Below are 14,065 nucleotides of genomic sequence, written 5' to 3' on the forward strand. Positions count from 1 at the left end.
AGTTTGGGGTACGGTGTACTCAGTTGGCTTCCGGTCGGTCGGAGAAAGCAGGGGGTTGCTCCATGTCCATGTCGAAGTCCATGCCTGAAACCAGGTCGAGGTCCGCGTCCGGGTACGCGGTGCTCGCCGAGGGAGTGGTGAAGCGGTACCGGGTGAAGGGCGGCGCGGAGAAGCGGGCGCTCGACGGATTCGACCTCGCGGTCCGCCCCGGCACCGTCCACGGTCTGCTCGGCCCGAACGGGGCCGGGAAGACCACCGCCGTACGGGTCCTCGCGACCCTCCTGCGGTTCGACGGGGGCCGGGCCGAGGTGTCCGGGCTCGACGTGGGGCGCGAACCCCGCCGCGTACGGAGCAGGATCGGGCTCACCGGTCAGTACGCCGCCGTCGACGAGGGCCTCACCGGGCGGCAGAACCTGGAGATGTTCGGGCGCCTCTTCCACCTGGGCAACCGCGGGGCCCGGCTCCGCGCGGGGGAGCTGCTCGACCGGTTCGACCTGGTGGAGGCGGCCGACCGGAGCGCCAAGGAGTACAGCGGCGGGATGCGGCGCCGGCTCGACCTCGCCTCCTCCATGATCCTCTCGCCCGACGTGCTCTTCCTGGACGAGCCGACGACCGGGCTCGACCCGCGCGGCCGGGGCGAGGTCTGGGACGCGGTCCGGGCGCTGGTGGCGGGCGGCACGACGGTGCTGCTGACCACGCAGTACCTCGACGAGGCGGACCGGCTCGCCTCGCACATCACCGTCATCGACCGGGGGCGGGCCATCGCCGACGACACCCCGGACGCCCTGAAGAACCGTGTCGGCGGCGACCGGATCGAGGTCGTCGCCGCGGACGGGGGCGACCTCGCGGCGGTGGCGAAGGCCGTCGGCCGGGTCGCCGGGGGAGGGCTCGTCCTCACCGACGACACCACCCGCCGGGTGCACGCCCAGGTCGCCGACCGGGTCGCCGCGCTGACCGAGGTGGCCCGGAGCCTCCAGGACGACGGGATCGCCGTGGAGGACATCGGGCTGCGCAGGCCGAGCCTGGACGACGTGTTCCTGCGCCTGACCGGACATGGCGCGGACGCCCACGACCTCGAGCAGCACCAGGACGCACGAGAGGTGGCGGCGGCATGACCACGCTCGAACAGAACCCTGCTGCGGGCACCCCCGCGACGACCGGCGCGGGCCGCGACCACGGCCTCGCCTACTGGGCGGTCTCCGACTGCTGGAACATCACCCGCCGCACCCTCACCCACTACCAGCGCCAGCCGTCCGCCATCGTCTGGCAGCTCGGCTTCCCGATCCTCTCCGTCCTGCTGTACGGGTACATCTTCGGCAGTGCCATGAAGGTGCCCGGAGGCGGCGACTACCGGGAGTTCCTGATGCCCGGCATGTTCGCCATGACCATGGCCATGGGCTTCATGAACACCGCCGTGGCCGTCGTCACCGACGCCGGCAAGGGGGTCGTCGACCGCTTCCGGTCCATGCCGATGGCCCCCTCCGCCTTCGCCTCCGGACGCGGGGCCGCCGACCTGGTGGTCGCCGCCGCCGAACTGACCATCCTGGCCGTGACCGCGCTGCTGATCGGCTGGCGCGCGGGCGGTGGGGTGATGGCCGCCCTCGGCGCGTTCGGGCTGCTCCTGCTGCTGCGGTTCAGCCTGATCTGGGTGGGCGTCTGGCTGGGCCTGCTGGTCCCCACCCCGGAGGCGGCGGGCGGGCTGTACGCGGTCGCCTTCCCGCTCACGATGATCTCCAGCACCTTCGTCGCCCCGTCCCTGATGCCGGGCTGGCTGGGCACGGTCGCCGCCTGGAACCCGATCTCCTCGACCGCGACCGCCACCCGCGAACTCTTCGGCAACCCGGTGGCCGGCGGCGGGACCGGGGTGGAGGAGCACGCCCTGCTGATGGCGGTGGTGTGGCCGGTGGCGATCACGCTGGTCTTCCTGCCGCTGGCGGTACGGCGGTTCCGGCGCCTGAGCCGGTGAAGCGCCTCGCGCACCAGCGGTGAGCTGCCGAAACCAGGTGCCCGGTGCGGGCGGTCGGCGTAGGGTCGAGGGCCGTGCCGACCACCACCGGGCCCCAACCCTTCACCACACCTCGCCTCGACGCGCTACCCCTCGATCCGGCGTACGCCGAGGAGATGGCGGCGGTGCTCGCGGACCCGGCGCTGTACGTGTTCACCGGGGGCGGCCCGCCGGACCCGGCCGCACTGCGGTCCCGGTACGAGCGGCAGTGCGCCGGTTCGCCGGACCCCGGCGAGCTGTGGTGGAACTGGGTGCTCCGGGTCCGTTCGGAGGGGCGCCTCGCCGGATACGTCCAGGCGACCGTACGGGAGCCACGGGCGGAGATCGCCTGGGTGGTCGGGACGCCGTGGCAGGGCCGGGGCTATGCGAGCGAGGCGGTGAAGGGCCTTGCGGCACACCTGACTTCGGCCGGAGGCGTCCGGACGCTCGTCGCCCATGTCCACCCCGACCACGCCGCGTCGGAGGCGGTGGCGTCGGCGGCGGGGCTCGCGCCGACGGGGGAGTGGGAGGACGGCGAGCGACGGTGGACGGGCAACCCGCCCGTGCCGGGGGCCCGTTAGGGCCTGCCAGGCCGGATGACCTCGTGCGGGTCTCGTAGCCACACGTGCTGACCCCGGTCGGTGACGGTCAGCCCGAACTGGTCGGCGTCGGGCCGGCCTTCCGTCTCGTACTCCCACCAGGCCTGCTCGATCTCCTCCCAGAGGAACCCGGGCCCGTACTGCCACACTTCCTCCCCCGTGGCGGCTGTCGCGGCGGCGCCGTCCTCGCGGGTCGCCCACACTTGGACGCCGTCGTCGGTGTCCTGGTGGATGAGGCGTACGCCGGGGAGCCGGGCCCCCGCGTACAGGGCGAACCCGAGGTCGAGGAGGCGGGCGGGGTCCAGACCTGCGGCACGCGCCCGCCCCTTCCCGTGTACGTCGTGGAGGTCGGGGAGGCGTTGGGCTCGCATGGGCATGTACGTGGCTCCGCCGCGGAACGGGCCGGTCGCGGTGCCGTCGTCCTGGACGTGGAGCTGTACCAGGGCACCGGACCAGAACTCGCGGGCCAGCGGGGCGACGACGATCCCGCCGGGCCGGACTTGTCGGAGCAGTGCGTACGGGATGTGGCGCAGGGCGCAGGTGGCGATGAGCCGGTCGACCGGTCCCAGGCCGGGCCAGGGCTGTTCGCCGTCGCCGACGCGCAGGTGCGGCCGGTACCCGGCCTGGGCCAGCGCCTCGGCCGCCTGCCGGGCTACGCCCGGGTCCAGCTCGATGCTGTGGACCAGGTCGTCACCGAGCCGCTCGCACAGCAGAGCAGCGACGTACCCGGTGCCGGTGCCGATCTCCAACACCTGCTGACCGTCCTGAACTTCGAGCAGTTCGAGCATCCGGGCCACCATCGAGGGCATCGAGTTCGACGACGTCGCGATACCGGGCCCGCCTTCGGCCCCGTTGTCGAGTTGCGTGACGACCGGCTCGTCGCTGTTCACCAACGCCAGCCAGTCGTCCGTGCCCACGACCGGCTCGCACCGGTCCGGGAGCTGCCGCCACACATCGGCCGGGACGAACCCGCTGCGCGGCGCAGCATCGAACACCTGCCGCCAACGACCGGTGAGCAGCCCACGGTCGGCCAACTCCTGTACCAGGGATGGGTACGTAGGTACCTCCTGCGCGGTGCTCATAACTGCGGGGCGAACTTCGACCGGCTGCCGTCCGGCGACGGCTTCGGCTCCTGCGGCGGAGTCCACGGGTACGGGGGTGCCGGTCATCGTCCATCTCCTCTGATCGGTGCAGCTGACTGGTTGAGAGGGCGGTGCAGTCGGTAGATCCCGTACGGCGGGAAGAGGTCGACCCGGCGCGGACAGCCACCCTCGGCACACGCCCGGCACAACAGATCCCGGCCGTGGGCGGTGTGCCGGACGGCGGTCACCGGGGCTCGCCAGCACGCCTCGCACGTACGGACATCCGTGACCGACAGGTCGGGGGTCACCCGGCATCCCGGAGCGCGGCGACCGCCGCGTGGCACGGGCAGGTGCACTCCGGCAGGCGGCACAGGGCGTGCACGTCGGCCAGGTCCGTCACCAACGCACTTCGGCAGGCAAGGCTGCACGGACCGTCCGCACCCACCGACAGCGCGTCCAGGGCAACGACCGCCCCTTCGGGCACGTCGGCGGCGGTGATCGGATCACCGCGCCACAACAACGTCACCCCATGCTCCGGGCAGCAGGCACCCGTCTCGTCCTCGGACGGCACCTCGTGAACGCCCTCCTCCGCGTAACACCTCATCCGCGCCGCGCCTCCCGCCAAGCACGGCCCAACCGCACAGCTGTCGGACAAGAGGCCCCGGCCCGGCAAGTGGCGCAGGACTGGGTGTGGCCGAGCCATGTGCGGTACTCGATGTCCGGTCCGGCTGTGCCCTTTGGCAAGGTGATCAGGGAATGGCCCTTCCGGTCTGGAGTGCGGGGAGAGTGCGATTGCACATCCTCACCCACAAGTGGCCTCGCAGGACGCTGCTCTGATGCCCAAGCACGGGTCATGGTCTTCCTCGCTGCACGGTCTCCGACGAAAGTCCAGACTGGCCCTGCAAGAGGCCACTTTCGAGGACTTCCATGGGACTCTTCGCAGCACTAAAGAGGACTTATCTGCCACCATTTGAGGTATCGACTTGCTCCCATAGGGCTGACTGTCACGATCAGGACAACCACTGCGGAGGTGCACGGTGCCCCAACCACGAATCAACACCCGTCTACGGTCAGCGCGCGTAGCCGCCGGATATCACTCACAACAGGCGCTCGCAGAAGCTCTCGGCGTAGGCGTGCGGCAGGTGAGGCGCTGGGAGTCCTCGACACCGCCATGGCCCCACCCGGACCTTCAGTCAGCGCTGACTCAGCTGTTGGGCCAGAGCATGGAAGAGCTTGGGTTCACCCCTCCGCCGGGGAGGGAGAGCGGGGGGCAGCGGCCGTACTCCGCATTCAACGCCACCGGGAGGGGCCTCGCCGCTGTACCCGCCCAGTCGACAGCAACGGTCCAACCGGCTTCAGTCGGAGGTGACTTCGCCGCGGTCACCCGTGCGCATCGGAACCTCTACTGGTCCGTCGCACCGGCTGCCCTCCACCCGACGGTGATCGCACACGCGGAGCTCGGGTGCGTCCTGCTGACGGAGACGGTCGGGCGGACTCGGCAGGTCGTGGCTTCGTCGTTGTCGGAGACGTGGCTTCTCGCAGGGCGCATTCAGTTCTTCGACCTCAGAGAGTCCGACGAAGCAGATGAGACGTGGCTGCGCGGCCTACAGGCGGCCAGGGAAGCCGAGGATCATCTGCTCGGGGCGGCGACGCTTGCGCACATGGCCTTCGTACCAGGCTGGGAAGGCCGCCAGGACGAGGCCGCACGGCGACTGGTCGCAGCGCGAACCTATGCTCGCCGAGGCGATTCCCCGGCACTGCTTCTCGCATGGCTCGACGCCGTCGAGGCAGAGTGCGAGACACGGGCGAGCAACACCCGCACGGCTCTTCACCTCATCGGCCACGGGGAAGACGTGCTTGCAGCGGGCAACGAGCACCCTGTGCCTGAATGGTTCGACTGGTTCAGCGAGCCGCGTCTGGCCGCGTTCAAGGGCAACACGCAGCTACGGGCAGGGCATCTGCCGCAGGCCCGGGCCACCTTGTCCGCTGCTCTGGACCAGCTGCCGGAGGCGGAGGAGAAGCAGCGGTCCGTCGTCTTGGGCGACCTCGCCGCCGTCGAGGCCGCAGCGGGCGACCCCGAAGCAGCGTGCCAGTACGCCGTCCACGCACTCGATCAGCTGAAGCGCACGTGGTACGCGACCGGCATGGATCGAGTCCGCGAGGTCCGCCAGGCATTGGTCGGCCACCAAGGCGAACAGTGCGTGAAGGATCTGGACGAGCGGCTCTACGACTGGTCGACCACCGTCAGCGCTCTCGCTCGTTGAACTGTCCGATCAGCGGCGACAGTTCGAGAAGGCTCTCCACCCGGAAGGTGGGGAGCCTCCTCGCTTCTTCCGTCTCCCACTGGATCGTGGCCCAGGGCCCTCGGTGCACGAGCGCAGTACGCATACCCGCGGCGACGGCCGGCCGCAGGTCGTTGTCGACACGGTCGCCGACGTAAAGGATCTCTTCGGACTCGGCCGGGACCACTTCGGCGACGCGCACGAAGAACTCCGGGTCGGGCTTCGACGCGCCCCAGTCATCAGAGGTACCGATCAGATCGACATCCTGAGCGAACAGACCTCGCAGAATGCTGCCCGCCCGGACCGTCTGGTTGCCTGCGATACCGAGCCACAGGCCATCCGCGCGCAGAGCACTGAGGGAGTCACGTACATCGGGGTACAGATCCGACTCGTCGAAGTGCTCAGGCTGCCCGGCGGAGGCCCGGGCATCCCGCTCGGCGTAGAGATCGAACCCGGGACGGAAGACTTGAAACGTCTCGCGGTAGTCCTTGCCCTGAGCGATCACAGCGCCGAACTGTGCGGCAAAGGTGTGGCGAGGAACCCCGAGCCAGTCGGCCCATGTGCCGTACTCACGGGTCTCGTCCACCAGGCACTCACCAACATCGAACACGACTGCACGAATCATGCTGCGATCGTAGGCGGCAGCCGAGTGTTCGCGCGATGGAAGGCCTGTCCGCCCGGCAGGGCCGGGCAGTCTTCTGCCCGGTCCGGTGTATGGCTCCGCCCCACGACGGGCGTCGACGTTCTCCGCAATAGATAGGTACCCCCGAAGCTCGGGGCCCGGGCCCCGAGCTTCGGGGATGGGGCAGGTCACTCTTCCGGGGGTACGTGAACGGGGTCCCGGCCCGAAGCTTGAGACCCGGGATTCGGGCTTCGGGATGCGAGACCCGTGACGCGAGCGCCTTCTTTAACCGGTAGGTAGAAGAAGGGGGTTGGGGAAAACCTTCCCTCCCTCCCCACCTCGTCACGGCCAGGAAGTATGACTAATCGTGACAGCTTGCGGCGGAGCGTCACGAATGTTTACGGTGCGAGAACTAATCGACCCCGACACGGTTTCGCAGACCGAGCCGGGGTCTCACCGCAAGATCGACACACAGCAGAAAGCCGACCTCGTGGCTACACAGCACATTAGCTCCGCCCTGCCTGCCCCCGCACTTTCCACCACGTACCCGATGGCCAATCCCGGCTACGGCAAACGCTCCGCACCGGACCAACGCGTCCGTACGCGCGACGACTTCCGCCTTCTGCCGACCCGCGAACGCTACGTCGCCGGATTCGTCGACCACCTCCCCGAAGGTGCCGCGATGAGCGTCAAGCAGCTGGCCAAACAGCTCCCCCTCTACGGGCAGCAAGCCATCTCCACCGCCCTCAACGCCCTCTCCGTCGCCGGGCACCTGCGGCGCGTACGGTGCTCCGTCACCAGCGCGAGCGACGAAACCCGCTGGGTCTACCGCACCTACTGGTCCCGTACCGCACGCGACAACGAGTGGTGGAACGCCTATCTCGCCACCGAGAACAGCAGCCTGGCGGCGGGTTCCGGACCGGACATCCCGGCGTCCGACGCGGCGCTCCCGCCACTCGGCGGCCCGGCCGAGGAACCGCCGCCCGCCCCGGAGGACCCTGGTGCGGAACAGGCCCCCGAACTCCCCGCCGTACCGCACCAACGCACCCCGGACCAGGAACCGGCTGCGGACGCCGTTTCCCCCGCCTACCTCGCCCTGGCTCGCCTCGGCCGCGACGATCACCGGCTGACCCTCTCCGCCGCCGACTGCGCCGCCCTGGAAGCACAGGCGACGGAATGGCTCGCCCGGGGCGTGACCGTCGACTACCTGACCGGCGCCCTCACGGCAGGGCTTCCCGCCCAGGTCGACAGCCCCCTCGGCTTCGTCCGCCGCCGTCTCGTCGACAAGATCCCACCGCGGATGCCCGCCGAGAACGCCCGGCCCGGCAAACCCGCCCCGGCCCGCCGCACCCTCATGGAATGCACCGACTGCGGCCGCCCCGGCCACCCCGAAGCCCTCCCCGACGGGCTCTGCCGTCCTTGCCGCGAAGCTCACTCCATGGGCGAGGAGAACGCGACTCGCACCGCCGAGATCGCCGACGTCAAGCTACGCATGAGCAACCTCCGCGAACTGCTCAAACCCGTCTGACCTCGCCTCGCAAGGCGATTCGTACGACGCGGCGCTGTCCGCGGCCGGTCAGTCGGGCTGCTTCTCCATGTGCGTGAGGACGCGGTTCGCGATGCGGGCGAGGGCGTCCAGCTCCTCCTGGGTGAGGGCGTCGATGAACAGCCGCCGGACATGTTCGACGTGCACGGGCGCCGCCTCCTCGATGGCCTCGCGGCCCTCCGGGGTGGCGACGATGAACGCTCCGCGTCCGTCGTCGGGGCAGTCCTCCTTGGTCACCAGTCCGCGCTTCGCCATCCGCCCCACCTGATGGGACATGCGGCTCTTCTCCCACTCCACCAGCTTGGCCAGGTCCATGAGGCGCATCCGCCCGCCGGCCTCGGTGAGTTTGGCCAGCACGATGTAGTCGGACGGGGACATGCGGGAGTCTGCCTGGACCTGGCGGGAGAGTCGTCCGATGAGCTTCTCCTGCATGCGGATGAAGCTGTCCCAGGCGGCCTGCTGCTCCGAGGTCAGCCAGTGTGGCGGTGCGTCCATGCGAGGAGCGTAGCGAGGCCGTCGGCGGGTCGGCCCCCAGGGGAACTGGTTGACGTATCAATTACCTCTGCCTAGTGTGGATGACACGTCAACTAAATGGCGTGAGGGCGCCGGACGGGCGGCCCGTCGGATGTACAGGCCCAGAAGGGGAACCCATGAGCAACCCGAGCAGGACCGGACTCGACGCGCTGCTGACGCCCGAGGAGAGCGTCCTGGTGCTGATCGACCATCAGCCGTTCCAGTTCGCCAACCTGAACAGCCATGAGCCGACGATGGTCGTCAACAACGTGGTCGGGCTCGCCAAGGCCGCCAAGGCGTTCGGCGTGCCGACCGTCCTGACGACCGTTCTGGAGGAGCGCGGTGGCCTGCTCATCCAGGGCATCCAGGACGTGTTCCCGGAGCAGAAGCCGATCGACAGAACCTTCATCAATACCTGGCAGGACGAGCGCGTCGTCGACGCCGTCAAGGCGACCGGGCGCAAGAAGCTGATCCTCGCCGGGCTCTGGACGGAGATCTGTCTGGCGATGCCCGCCATACAGGCGGCGGGTGAGGGGTTCGAGGTCTACGCCGTCACCGACGCGTCGGGTGGTGTGTCGGCCGAGGCCCACGACATGGCGGTACGGCGCATGGTCCAGGCGGGCGTCGTTCCGATCACCTGGATGGCCGTGCTGGGCGAGTGGCAGCGGGACTGGGCCCGCGAGGAGACCGTGCAGGCCGCCGCAGAGGTCCAGGCCCAGCACGGCGGCGCCACCGGGGTCGCTTTCGCCTGGGAGATGCAGCTCCTCGCCGCCGGGCGCGCCGCCTGATGTCGAGGCCAGTATGACGACGACGCGCCACCTGGACCGGGCCGGTGCGGACAGACGGAGAGAAGAGGACACATGGCAGTCGAAGTGAAGGACGTTCCCGAGGCCAAGCGGTACGAGGCGCGGATCGAGGGGGAGTCCGAGATCGCGGGCGTCGCGGACTACCTCCGTACGACGGAACTCATCGCGTTCCTCCACACCGAGGTCTTGCCCCGGTACGAGGGCAAGGGGGTCGGGTCGGCCCTGGCCCGCACCGCCCTCGACGAGGCGCGTGCGGCGAAGCTGAGGGTGTTGCCCACCTGCCCGTTCTTCGCGGGGTGGATCGCCCGGCACCCCGAGTACCAGGACCTGCTCTATCAGTCCCGCAGCAGCGTCAGTGACTGAACGGAGGCCCGGCATGGACGAGCGGACGGACAGGCGGTCGTACGAGGGCCGGTCGATCACCGTGACCTTCGAGGCCGGACGCTGCCGGCACGCCGCCGAGTGCGTCCGCGGTCTGCCGGAGGTGTTCGACACCGGCCGGCGCCCGTGGATCCGGCCCGACGGTGCCGACGCCGGTCGCGTGGCCGAGGTGGTGCGGCGCTGCCCCTCGGGAGCGCTGCGGTACGAGCGTACGGACGGCGGGGAAGGACCCCGGCCCGTCAGGACCATCGAGGAGAGATGACGGTGACCGAACACCCCGAGGCGGACCGGGCCCGGCGCAACACCGGGATCGTGCTCACCGCGATGCGGGAGCTCTTCGGCGAGAAGGACCTCACGGCGCTCGACCGGTACTGGGCCGAGCCCTACGTGCAGCACAGCCCCCACATGCCCAGCGGGCTGGGCGCGCTGCGCGCCGCAGTGCCGGATCTGCGGGGCTTCCGGTGGGAGCCGCAGCGGATCGCGGCGCAGGGCGACCTCGTCTTCACCCACAGCATCGTCCACGGCTGGGCGCCGGGCCCCGTCGCGATCGCCGACATCTTCCGGCTGGAGGACGGTCGTATCGTCGAGCACTGGGACGTCGTCCAGGACCTCGTCCCACCCGAGGAGACGGTCAGCGGCAACCCGATGGTCTGACACCGGGGCCGGGAAGGGCGCCGCCTAGAGTGGCGGCCATGACCGCCTCCGGCCCGACGGCCGACTTCCAGCGCACCACCCGGGACTCGTACGACGTCATCGCCCCCGCCTACGCAGAGTTCTCGCGCGGCGAGTTGGCGGCCAAGCCGCTGGAGCGCGGGCTGCTGGCCGTCTTCGCGGAGCTCGCGGCGGCAGGCGGTGGCGGCCTGCCCGTGGCCGATGTCGGCTGCGGGACGGGCCGGGTCACCGCGCACCTGCGCGAACTGGGCCTGGGAATCGATGTGTTCGGGATCGACCTTTCGCCGCAGATGCTCGCGGTGGCCCGGCAGGAGCACCCCGGACTGCGCTTCGAGGAGGGCTCCATGCTGGCCCTCGACCTGCCGGACGCCTCGCTGGGCGGCCTCCTCGCCTGGTACTCCACGATCCATGTCCCGGACGAGGAACTGCCGCGCGTCTTTGCGGAGTTCCATCGTGTGCTGGCCCCGGGGGCGTATGTGCAGCTCGGCTTCCAGGTGGGGGACGAGCCGCTGCGGATGACGGAGGCGCTGGGCCGGGAGATCTCGCTCGTCTTCCACCGGCGGCACCCGGAGCGGATGGCCGGGCTGCTGCGGGATTCGGGCTTGGAGGTGGTGTCCCGGGTGTGGCGGGAGCGGGAGACGGACGGGCCGTTCCCGGAGCGGGCGCCGCAGGGGTTCGTGCTGGCGCGCCGGCCGGTTGTCAGTGGTGGCTGTGAGGATGGGGACATCAGTACAGCGAACTGAGGGGGACCCCATGGGCGCCTGGGACATCGGCCACTTCGACAACGACACCGCTGCCGACTTCGGCGGGCGGGTCGACGACGCGGAGCCGGAGAAGAAGGCGGACGTGCTCCGGGCCGTCCTGTCGGCCGCCGCCGGCACCGCCGAGCAGGACTATCTGGACAGCGGGGAGGAGGCGGTGGCGGCCGCCGCGCTGGTCGCCGCCCAGTGCCCCGGCGGGGAGCCCGTCACCACCGCGTACGGCCCCAAGGACCCGCTGCCCCCGCTCCCGGCCGACCTGCGCCCGCTGGCGGTCCGCGCCCTGGACCGCCTCACCGGCACGAACGCGGAGCCGTTCGACCTGTGGGAAGAGGCCGGGGCCGGGGCGGAGTGGCTCGCGGGGATAGCCGCCCTGCGCGCGGTGCTGGCGGCGGCCCCGGGGGAGTGAGGGCCGGGTGCCTCGTCAGTTGGCGCCCGGGTAGCGGCCCACCGCGCCGTCGATCAGCTCGCGCACGATGTCCATGTGCCCGGCGTGCCGCACCGTGTCCTCCAGCATATGGATGAGCACCCACCGCATCGACACCACCCGGCCGTCCCAGGCGGTGCCCGTCGTTTCCAGGTCCGTTTCCCGGATCGAGGCGTCGGCGGCCGCGCGGGCGCGTGCGTAGAAGGCCAGGATGTCGGCGGTCGTCTCGTCCGGGCCGGCTGCCATGTCCTCGGTAGCCGGGTCGAACCCGAACGGCTCGGTCTCCCGGCCGAACGTCGAGCAGAACCAGCCGTATTCGACGGCCGCGAGATGCTTGACCAGGCCGAGCAGATTCGTCCCGGTGGGGGTCATCGGCCGCCGCACCTGCTCGTCGTCCAGCCCCTCCAGCTTCCACAGCACAGCATCACGGTGCAGCTCCAGGCTGGCGTGGAGGCTCTCCTTCTCGCCTCCGGTGTACGGAACATGGGGGACGGGGGCGGCAGAAGGCACCGGAGGCTCGGGTGAACTCATGGGCCGCACCCTAGTGGGGTGCCCCGGCCCTCGTCCTCAGCGTTTCGGGCGGCCCGCCCGCACCAGCTCGGCGACATCGAGGGTGACCTCGGCGCCGATGGAGGCGGGCAGCGGGGCCTCCTGGCCGGGGGCGTAGACCTCGTGGCGGTCGTAGCCGCCGGGCAGCGGCTCGGTCAGGACGTGGACCCGACCGTGCTTGCGGTCGACGATCACGCAGCCCGGGATCTTGGCCTGGGCGTAGGCGATGACCTTGTGGCGCAGATCGGTCTGGTAGTTCCCGGAGGTGACCTCCAGGACCAGGCGGAAGCAGGCGGGGTCGTAGCAGTTGTTCGCGATCAGGTGCTCGTCGAGGTCGGCATCCACGATCGCCAGGTCGGGGATCACGTAGTCCTCGGGGCCACTGGGGAGCCAGAGGCCGATGCCCTGAAGGACTTCGGTCTCGCCGTTGTCGAGCCCGGCGGCAAGGAGGGGGACCATGACGGTGGTCAGGGCGTTGGCGTGGGGCCCGTCCCGGAGCGGTGCCACGGTGATCATGCCGCCGATGATCTCGACGCGGTACCCCGGAAGCCGGTCCATGAGCCGGTTCGCTGTTCCGAGCAGCGGTTCCGGCTCATCGCCGCAGGAGTGGTCGACTGCTGCTGCGGACATCGCGGGTCTCCTGTGAAGGGGCTGGTGCCGAAACGGCCCGGCACCCCGTGTGGGTGCCGGGCCGTCTCCGTACAGCGGTGAAGCCGGTGGGGACTAAAGCTTCTCGATCACGTAGTCGATGCACGCCGTCAGCGCCTGCACGTCCGCCGGGTCGATCGCCGGGAACATCGCCACGCGCAGCTGGTTGCGGCCCAGCTTGCGGTACGGCTCGGTGTCCACGATGCCGTTGGCGCGCAGCACCTTGGCCACCGCCGCCGCGTCGATCTCGTCCGCGAAGTCGATCGTGCCGATGACCTGCGAGCGCTTCGCCGGGTCCGTGACGAACGGGGTCGCGTACTTGGACTCGTCGGCCCAGCCGTAGAGGTGGCCGGACGAGGCGGCGGTGCGGCCCGTCGTGAAGTCCAGGCCGCCCTGGGTGTTCATCCACTTCAGCTGCTCGTTCAGCAGGAAGAGGGTGGACAGCGCCGGGGTGTTGTACGTCTGGTTCTTCAGGGAGTTGTCGATCGCCGTCGGCAGCGAGAAGAACTCCGGGATGTGCCGGCCCGAGGCGTGGATCCGGGCGGCGCGCTCCAGGGCGGCCGGGGAGAACACGCCGATCCACAGGCCGCCGTCGGAGGCGAAGGACTTCTGCGGGGCGAAGTAGTAGACGTCGGACTCGGTGATGTCGACCGGCAGGCCGCCCGCACCGGAGGTCGCGTCCACCAGGACGAGGGAGCCCTCGTCGGCGCCCGCGACGCGCTTGACCGGGGCCGCGACACCCGTCGAGGTCTCGTTGTGGGTGAAGGCGTAGACGTCGACGCCCGCCTCGGCCCGCGGGTCCGGGTGGGTGCCCGGGTCGGAGGCGATGACGGTGGGGTCGGACAGCCAGGGCGCGAGCTTCGCGGCCTTGGCGAACTTGGAGGAGAACTCACCGAAGTTCAGGTGCTGGGACTTCGACTCGATCAGACCGTGCGTCGCGATGTCCCAGAAGGCGGTGGAGCCGCCGTTGCCGAGGACGACCTCGTATCCCTCGGGGAGGGAGAAGAGGCTGCGCACACCGTCGCGTACCTCGCCGACCAGGTTCTTGACCGGGGCCTGGCGGTGGGACGTACCGAGGAGAGAGGTGCCGGTGGCGGCCAGCGCGTCGAGCGCCTCCGTCCGCACCTTGGAAGGACCGGCGCCGAAGCGTCCGTCTGCGGGCTTGATGTCAGCGGGAATCTGGATGTCGGCCACGG

General features: G+C 70.4%; 19 protein-coding genes. 11 read left to right on the plus strand and 8 right to left on the minus strand.

The genetic code is table 11. From position 1 onward, the window contains the following. Nucleotides 1-62: 62 nt before the first annotated feature. The 3 genes from IE264_RS21965 (at nucleotide 63) to IE264_RS21975 (ending at nucleotide 2,565) form a co-directional block, all read left to right on the plus strand. Entirely contained in the window at nucleotides 63-1,115 is a 1,053-nt protein-coding gene (locus IE264_RS21965; protein WP_051821975.1) for an ATP-binding cassette domain-containing protein, read from the plus strand. Beyond that, nucleotides 1,112-1,966 carry an ABC transporter permease gene (locus IE264_RS21970; protein ID WP_032759340.1) on the plus strand — a complete coding sequence of 285 codons (855 nt, stop codon included), beginning with the start codon at nucleotides 1,112-1,114 and terminating at the stop codon, nucleotides 1,964-1,966. The genes IE264_RS21965 and IE264_RS21970 overlap by 4 nt, the downstream gene beginning before the upstream one ends. A gap of 74 nt (nucleotides 1,967-2,040) precedes the next feature. Beyond that, nucleotides 2,041-2,565, plus strand: a complete 525-nt coding sequence (locus IE264_RS21975; RefSeq protein WP_032759342.1) for a GNAT family N-acetyltransferase — start codon at nucleotides 2,041-2,043, stop codon at nucleotides 2,563-2,565. On the opposite strand, the gene IE264_RS21980 is transcribed toward IE264_RS21975, so the two are convergent. From IE264_RS21980 to IE264_RS21985, 3 genes are all read right to left on the minus strand, one after another. Next, nucleotides 2,562-3,665: a methyltransferase domain-containing protein gene (locus IE264_RS21980; RefSeq protein WP_032759429.1), complete on the minus strand. Its 1,104-nt coding sequence runs from the start codon at nucleotides 3,663-3,665 to the stop codon at nucleotides 2,562-2,564. The two genes, IE264_RS21975 and IE264_RS21980, sit on opposite strands and share 4 nt — an antisense overlap. Before the next feature lie 83 nt (nucleotides 3,666-3,748). Then, on the minus strand, nucleotides 3,749-3,973 hold the full coding sequence (locus tag IE264_RS38050; protein WP_078618725.1) for a hypothetical protein: 225 nt from the start codon (nucleotides 3,971-3,973) through the stop codon (nucleotides 3,749-3,751). Further along, complete coding sequence (locus IE264_RS21985; RefSeq protein ID WP_032759343.1) at nucleotides 3,970-4,269, minus strand: hypothetical protein; 300 nt, start codon at nucleotides 4,267-4,269, stop codon at nucleotides 3,970-3,972. The genes IE264_RS38050 and IE264_RS21985 overlap by 4 nt, the downstream gene beginning before the upstream one ends. A gap of 397 nt (nucleotides 4,270-4,666) precedes the next feature. Here IE264_RS21985 and IE264_RS21990 point away from each other — a divergent pair, with 397 nt between their 5' ends. Beyond that, nucleotides 4,667-5,929 carry a helix-turn-helix domain-containing protein gene (locus IE264_RS21990; protein ID WP_373301930.1) on the plus strand — a complete coding sequence of 421 codons (1,263 nt, stop codon included), beginning with the start codon at nucleotides 4,667-4,669 and terminating at the stop codon, nucleotides 5,927-5,929. Here IE264_RS21990 and IE264_RS21995 read toward each other — a convergent pair. Continuing rightward, nucleotides 5,910-6,572 carry an HAD family hydrolase gene (locus tag IE264_RS21995; RefSeq protein WP_015610466.1) on the minus strand — a complete coding sequence of 221 codons (663 nt, stop codon included), beginning with the start codon at nucleotides 6,570-6,572 and terminating at the stop codon, nucleotides 5,910-5,912. The two genes, IE264_RS21990 and IE264_RS21995, sit on opposite strands and share 20 nt — an antisense overlap. Before the next feature lie 487 nt (nucleotides 6,573-7,059). On the opposite strand from IE264_RS21995, the gene IE264_RS22000 reads away from it, so the two are divergent. Then, the gene (locus IE264_RS22000; RefSeq protein ID WP_078657579.1) at nucleotides 7,060-8,097 is read left to right on the plus strand and encodes a MarR family transcriptional regulator; all 1,038 of its coding nucleotides are present in this window, start codon (nucleotides 7,060-7,062) and stop codon (nucleotides 8,095-8,097) included. Nucleotides 8,098-8,145: 48 nt separating this feature from the next. On the opposite strand, the gene IE264_RS22005 is transcribed toward IE264_RS22000, so the two are convergent. Further along, nucleotides 8,146-8,610 (minus strand): MarR family winged helix-turn-helix transcriptional regulator, encoded by a 465-nt coding sequence (locus tag IE264_RS22005; RefSeq protein ID WP_015610468.1) that lies wholly within the window; start codon nucleotides 8,608-8,610, stop codon nucleotides 8,146-8,148. 155 nt (nucleotides 8,611-8,765) lie between these two features. Here IE264_RS22005 and IE264_RS22010 point away from each other — a divergent pair, with 155 nt between their 5' ends. The 6 genes from IE264_RS22010 to IE264_RS22035 all read left to right on the plus strand — a co-directional run bounded on the left by IE264_RS22010 (nucleotide 8,766) and on the right by IE264_RS22035 (nucleotide 11,654). Then, a complete protein-coding gene (locus tag IE264_RS22010; protein ID WP_031124760.1) occupies nucleotides 8,766-9,416 on the plus strand; it encodes a hydrolase in 651 nt (216 codons plus the stop codon). 72 nt (nucleotides 9,417-9,488) lie between these two features. Further along, entirely contained in the window at nucleotides 9,489-9,797 is a 309-nt protein-coding gene (locus tag IE264_RS22015; RefSeq protein ID WP_032759347.1) for a GNAT family N-acetyltransferase, read from the plus strand. A 13-nt stretch (nucleotides 9,798-9,810) separates the two neighbouring features. Beyond that, the gene (locus tag IE264_RS22020; protein ID WP_015610471.1) at nucleotides 9,811-10,077 is read left to right on the plus strand and encodes a (4Fe-4S)-binding protein; all 267 of its coding nucleotides are present in this window, start codon (nucleotides 9,811-9,813) and stop codon (nucleotides 10,075-10,077) included. Beyond that, nucleotides 10,074-10,469 (plus strand): nuclear transport factor 2 family protein, encoded by a 396-nt coding sequence (locus IE264_RS22025; protein WP_015610472.1) that lies wholly within the window; start codon nucleotides 10,074-10,076, stop codon nucleotides 10,467-10,469. Before IE264_RS22020 ends, IE264_RS22025 begins: the two co-directional genes overlap by 4 nt. A 38-nt stretch (nucleotides 10,470-10,507) precedes the next feature. Beyond that, nucleotides 10,508-11,230, plus strand: a complete 723-nt coding sequence (locus IE264_RS22030) for a class I SAM-dependent methyltransferase (protein ID WP_032759348.1) — start codon at nucleotides 10,508-10,510, stop codon at nucleotides 11,228-11,230. Between the two features lie 10 nt (nucleotides 11,231-11,240). Then, nucleotides 11,241-11,654 carry a DUF4259 domain-containing protein gene (locus tag IE264_RS22035; RefSeq protein WP_032759349.1) on the plus strand — a complete coding sequence of 138 codons (414 nt, stop codon included), beginning with the start codon at nucleotides 11,241-11,243 and terminating at the stop codon, nucleotides 11,652-11,654. 15 nt (nucleotides 11,655-11,669) lie between these two features. Here the strand turns inward: IE264_RS22035 and IE264_RS22040 are convergent, their stop codons facing one another. From IE264_RS22040 to serC, 3 genes are all read right to left on the minus strand, one after another. Continuing rightward, nucleotides 11,670-12,203 carry a DinB family protein gene (locus IE264_RS22040; protein WP_051821976.1) on the minus strand — a complete coding sequence of 178 codons (534 nt, stop codon included), beginning with the start codon at nucleotides 12,201-12,203 and terminating at the stop codon, nucleotides 11,670-11,672. A 36-nt stretch (nucleotides 12,204-12,239) separates the two neighbouring features. Continuing rightward, complete coding sequence (locus IE264_RS22045) at nucleotides 12,240-12,851, minus strand: Uma2 family endonuclease (RefSeq protein WP_032759351.1); 612 nt, start codon at nucleotides 12,849-12,851, stop codon at nucleotides 12,240-12,242. A 93-nt stretch (nucleotides 12,852-12,944) separates the two neighbouring features. Next, the gene (gene serC / locus IE264_RS22050) at nucleotides 12,945-14,063 is read right to left on the minus strand and encodes a phosphoserine transaminase (RefSeq protein ID WP_032759352.1); all 1,119 of its coding nucleotides are present in this window, start codon (nucleotides 14,061-14,063) and stop codon (nucleotides 12,945-12,947) included. Nucleotides 14,064-14,065: the final 2 nt, after the last annotated feature.

Origin of the sequence: Streptomyces microflavus (genome assembly GCF_014650075.1) — a bacterium.
Lineage (GTDB): Bacteria > Actinomycetota > Actinomycetes > Streptomycetales > Streptomycetaceae > Streptomyces > Streptomyces microflavus.

Bases quoted from the DNA above. Each gene is read 5' to 3' on its own strand.
- IE264_RS22005 (WP_015610468.1), bottom strand. From the start codon at position 8,610: ATGGACGCACCGCCACACTGGCTGACCTCGGAGCAGCAGGCCGCCTGG.
- IE264_RS22025 (WP_015610472.1), top strand. From the start codon at position 10,074: ATGACGGTGACCGAACACCCCGAGGCGGACCGGGCCCGGCGCAACACC.
- IE264_RS21965 (WP_051821975.1), top strand. From the start codon at position 63: ATGTCCATGTCGAAGTCCATGCCTGAAACCAGGTCGAGGTCCGCGTCC.
- IE264_RS22015 (WP_032759347.1), top strand. From the start codon at position 9,489: ATGGCAGTCGAAGTGAAGGACGTTCCCGAGGCCAAGCGGTACGAGGCG.
- IE264_RS21995 (WP_015610466.1), bottom strand. From the start codon at position 6,572: ATGATTCGTGCAGTCGTGTTCGATGTTGGTGAGTGCCTGGTGGACGAG.
- IE264_RS22020 (WP_015610471.1), top strand. From the start codon at position 9,811: ATGGACGAGCGGACGGACAGGCGGTCGTACGAGGGCCGGTCGATCACC.
- IE264_RS22010 (WP_031124760.1), top strand. From the start codon at position 8,766: ATGAGCAACCCGAGCAGGACCGGACTCGACGCGCTGCTGACGCCCGAG.
- IE264_RS22035 (WP_032759349.1), top strand. From the start codon at position 11,241: ATGGGCGCCTGGGACATCGGCCACTTCGACAACGACACCGCTGCCGAC.
- IE264_RS22040 (WP_051821976.1), bottom strand. From the start codon at position 12,203: ATGAGTTCACCCGAGCCTCCGGTGCCTTCTGCCGCCCCCGTCCCCCAT.
- IE264_RS21985 (WP_032759343.1), bottom strand. From the start codon at position 4,269: ATGAGGTGTTACGCGGAGGAGGGCGTTCACGAGGTGCCGTCCGAGGAC.
- IE264_RS22045 (WP_032759351.1), bottom strand. From the start codon at position 12,851: ATGTCCGCAGCAGCAGTCGACCACTCCTGCGGCGATGAGCCGGAACCG.
- IE264_RS21980 (WP_032759429.1), bottom strand. From the start codon at position 3,665: ATGAGCACCGCGCAGGAGGTACCTACGTACCCATCCCTGGTACAGGAG.
- IE264_RS21970 (WP_032759340.1), top strand. From the start codon at position 1,112: ATGACCACGCTCGAACAGAACCCTGCTGCGGGCACCCCCGCGACGACC.
- IE264_RS22030 (WP_032759348.1), top strand. From the start codon at position 10,508: ATGACCGCCTCCGGCCCGACGGCCGACTTCCAGCGCACCACCCGGGAC.